Source organism: Thermovirga sp., from assembly GCA_012523215.1.
Taxonomy (GTDB): Bacteria; Synergistota; Synergistia; order Synergistales; family Thermovirgaceae; genus 58-81.
Genome location: JAAYIZ010000256.1, coordinates 1 through 3,143 on the forward strand (window position 1 = coordinate 1; position 3,143 = coordinate 3,143).

Consider the following 3,143-nt stretch of genomic DNA (forward strand, 5'->3'; position numbering starts at 1 on the left):
AAGAATCTATCGAGGGGAACCCCGAGGCCTTCAAAGACAGTGAGATCCGGGAGAAGGCCGGGAAGATCGTCAAACCCCTCTTCGAGCGATCAAAGAAGGAAGCCTTGGAACGCTTCGGACACCTCCAGGGGACGGGCAAGACCTCCGATTCCCTGGAAGAGGTTGTCCCCGCCTCGGTCCAGGGCAGGGTCGACACCCTCTTTGTCGCGTTGGGCAAACAAGCCTGGGGGTGCTACGACGCTGAAAGCGGTGTCATGGTGCTGGAAGACGCTCACGCCTTCGGCAACCGCGACCTTCTCGACCTGGCGGCCGTCAGCACCCTCAAGGGCGGCGGCAAAGTATACGCCGTTGCCCCCGAAGAAGTTCCCGGCGGCTCCGACCTCGCCGCCCTCTTCCGCTACTGATTGGGGTCAGAGCTTGATTTTGAGCATTTGCATACAAAAATGAGGAAAAAGGTGGCAACCGTCAGGGAATAGGAGCCCGATGACAAAAGGAAAGGCAAAATCGGTGCAACCTTTGAGGCATGATAAAAAGGCAATACCAGGTCTCGAACGTATACCGTAGGTGGCCATTGGATAGGATGGTCCTTTTTTGTCATCCCGGGCATGGCACCTTAGTGATGACGGATGAGAATTTAAATTTGTTAGTTTTGTCAATGCAAAACTGACCACCTGCGACAGCCGAATTTTGACCACTCCATTCACTCTTCAGCGGCCGTCGTTTTAAGTTCTATCTGCCTTCTCTTTTTTCCCTCCCTCAATGTTTCCTTCAGCCTGTAGCTCTCCCAGGTGCACTCGATGATGTGTGCCTTGTGAGTCAGGCGGTCCAATAAGGCCGCCGTCATGTTGGGGTCTCCAAACACCTCCGTCCAGCTTCCGAATCCAAGGTTCGTCGTTACTATTACAGATCCCCTCTCGTGCCGTTCCGCAAAGACCTGAAATAAAAGTTCGCCTCCTTCCTTCGAAAAGGGAACGTAACCAAGTTCGTCCACTATGAGCAGGTCGTAACGGGCATATTTGCCCAGGGTGCGGGTGAGGGTTTTGTCGTCCCGGCTTTCCAGAAGTTCATTGGCAAGGTTGCAGGCCGTGGTGAAACGGACCCTCCTGTTGTCCCGGCAGGCTTCTATGCCAAGGGCAGTGGCAAGGTGAGTTTTGCCGCAGCCGCTTTTGCCGAGGAAGAGGACGTTTCTGCGGTCGGTGATGTAGTCTCCGGCGGCAAGTTTCCCTATGAGTCTTCTGTCAAGTTGCGGAGCCTCTTCGAAGTTGAAGGTCCCAAGGGTTTTGACCAGGGGGAAGCGGGCCTCCTTAAGCCGCCTTTTTTCCCTGTTTTCAAGCCGGATCTGGAGTTCAAGTTCGGTGAGTTCCAGGAGGAAGTTCCCGTAGCTGGCGCCCAACGCCTCGGACTGCCGAATCCTTTCTTCAAGATGCTTGGCCATGTTGCCCAGGTTGAGATTTTTGAGGTTCTCGTGAAGTTGCAGCAGGTGGCCAGCGTTCATTGTCCCGAACCCAGTGCGTCGTAAGCCGATATGTCGGCCGCGGGGAGGACTTTCCATCTGCCGTCCTCCAGCGGAGGGACCGTTTCTTCCCGCCTTTCGGCGCTCTCGAGGATGTGACGGATCCCGGCGGCGTTGCCAAGGCCCGTCTCAAGAGCCCGGGCGACCGCTTCTTCCAGGCGGTTTTGACCGTAGGTCCTGGTGAGGAGGAGGACGTCGATGAACTCCTTGACGCCCCGGTTTTCACCATGGCGGTCCAGGAACTGCTCCAGAAGGGTGGTCAATGATCTGCCCCAGGTCTTTCTCCATTCGCTCAGGGGCCGGGCGTCCCGGAAGGCTCCGGGGCGCTCCCGGAGGAGTTCAAGGTAGTGGTCACCGTCGAGTACCCAGTGGTTGTTGCCGTACTTTCTGCCGTGTACGGCCAGACGCTTTTCCCCGCAGTAGACTGCTACTTCCCCGACGGTCATGATAGCTCTGAGCAGGCGGCCGGAGTAGGAGGCGGGTATGGAGTAGCGGTTTTTGTCCACCATGACGGTGGCGTATTTGTCCGCTTTGACGGAGACGGTCCGCTCGTTGCAGTAGGGGTGCCGGGGGAGAGGGACGAGGGTTTCCTTTTCCCTTTCGTGAAGCTGCATTATTGTCCCCTCCCTACCGCTTATTTTGCGCTCCCCGCTGGAGATACACTCCTCAAGGAGCCGGTCGTTGATCTCTTCCAGGTTTTCGCCCCGGGGAAGAGGGACCATGTAGTTGCGGCGGGCATAGCCCACAAAACCCTCCACGCCGCCCTTTTCGTTGCCCCGCCCCGGAGTGCAGAAGCGACCCTCAAAGGTGTACCAGGAACGAAAGCGGACGAAGCTTTCCCGCTCCTTTCTGTCCTTGCCCAGGAGTATTTTCTCCACCGCGGACGTAAGGTTGTCAAAGATCATCACCGGAAAGACGCCACCGAAGTATTCAAAACCCCGTGCAAGCCCGTCAAAGAAGGCCTGCTGTCGTTCGCAGGGGTAGAGGCGGACAAAGGGCATGCTGGAGTACTTCGATCTCATGCAGAACATCTTTACACGAACTTCTTCGCCGCCCAGGATGACCGTGGCGCTGCCCCAGTCGACTTCCGCCTCGCCCCTCGGAACGGGTTCCATGGGGACGAAGGCTTCGCTGCTTTTGAGACCCAGGCTCCTCTTAACCGACGCAACGTAGTGGCGCACCGTCGTCTCGCTTCCGGTGAAGCCGAGTTCTTTCATCAGGCGGGTGTATATTCGCTTTGCCGTGTGACGCTGCTTTTTGGGCTTTCCCAGATCCTCCTCAAGCCACTTGTAGATGACGTCGTGAAAGGGGCCTAGCACAGGGCAGGGCTGGGTTTCTCTTTTGGAGTAGCCCGTGTATTCGCCCCTAAGGACTTTTTTGACGGTGTTTCTTGAATGACCCGTCTCCCTGGCTATTTCACTGACGTTCTTGTTGTAGATACGATGGGCGGTCCTTATGTATTCGTACTGTTCCACCTCCAGCATCCTTTCCCCCTCCGGTATCCTCGACAGTCGTTAACTTTTCGCCGATGATACACGGAGCGATGGTCAGGTGGTCAATTTTCGGCTGTCGTTTCCAATAAAAGTGGTCAGTTTTAGAGTACCGAAACCATTTGTTTTCGGATATGCTC

General features: G+C 56.3%; 3 protein-coding genes. 1 reads left to right on the plus strand and 2 read right to left on the minus strand.

The window, feature by feature from the left end:
* Positions 1–404 (plus strand): hypothetical protein (locus tag GX108_07035; GenBank protein ID NLO56784.1); only part of this gene is annotated, 404 nt, incomplete at its 5' end.
* A 296-nt stretch (positions 405–700) separates the two neighbouring features.
* Here GX108_07035 and GX108_07040 read toward each other — a convergent pair.
* Together GX108_07040 and GX108_07045 are read right to left on the minus strand one after the other, a co-directional pair.
* Positions 701–1,495 carry an ATP-binding protein gene (locus GX108_07040; GenBank protein NLO56785.1) on the minus strand — a complete coding sequence of 265 codons (795 nt, stop codon included), beginning with the start codon at positions 1,493–1,495 and terminating at the stop codon, positions 701–703.
* Positions 1,492–2,997 (minus strand): IS21 family transposase, encoded by a 1,506-nt coding sequence (locus GX108_07045; GenBank protein NLO56786.1) that lies wholly within the window; start codon positions 2,995–2,997, stop codon positions 1,492–1,494. Before GX108_07045 ends, GX108_07040 begins: the two co-directional genes overlap by 4 nt.
* Positions 2,998–3,143: the final 146 nt, after the last annotated feature.

Excerpts from the sequence above, each read along its gene's own strand:
- GX108_07045 (NLO56786.1), bottom strand. The coding sequence starts at position 2,997 with ATGCTGGAGGTGGAACAGTACGAATACATAAGGACCGCCCATCGTATC.
- GX108_07040 (NLO56785.1), bottom strand. The coding sequence starts at position 1,495 with ATGAACGCTGGCCACCTGCTGCAACTTCACGAGAACCTCAAAAATCTC.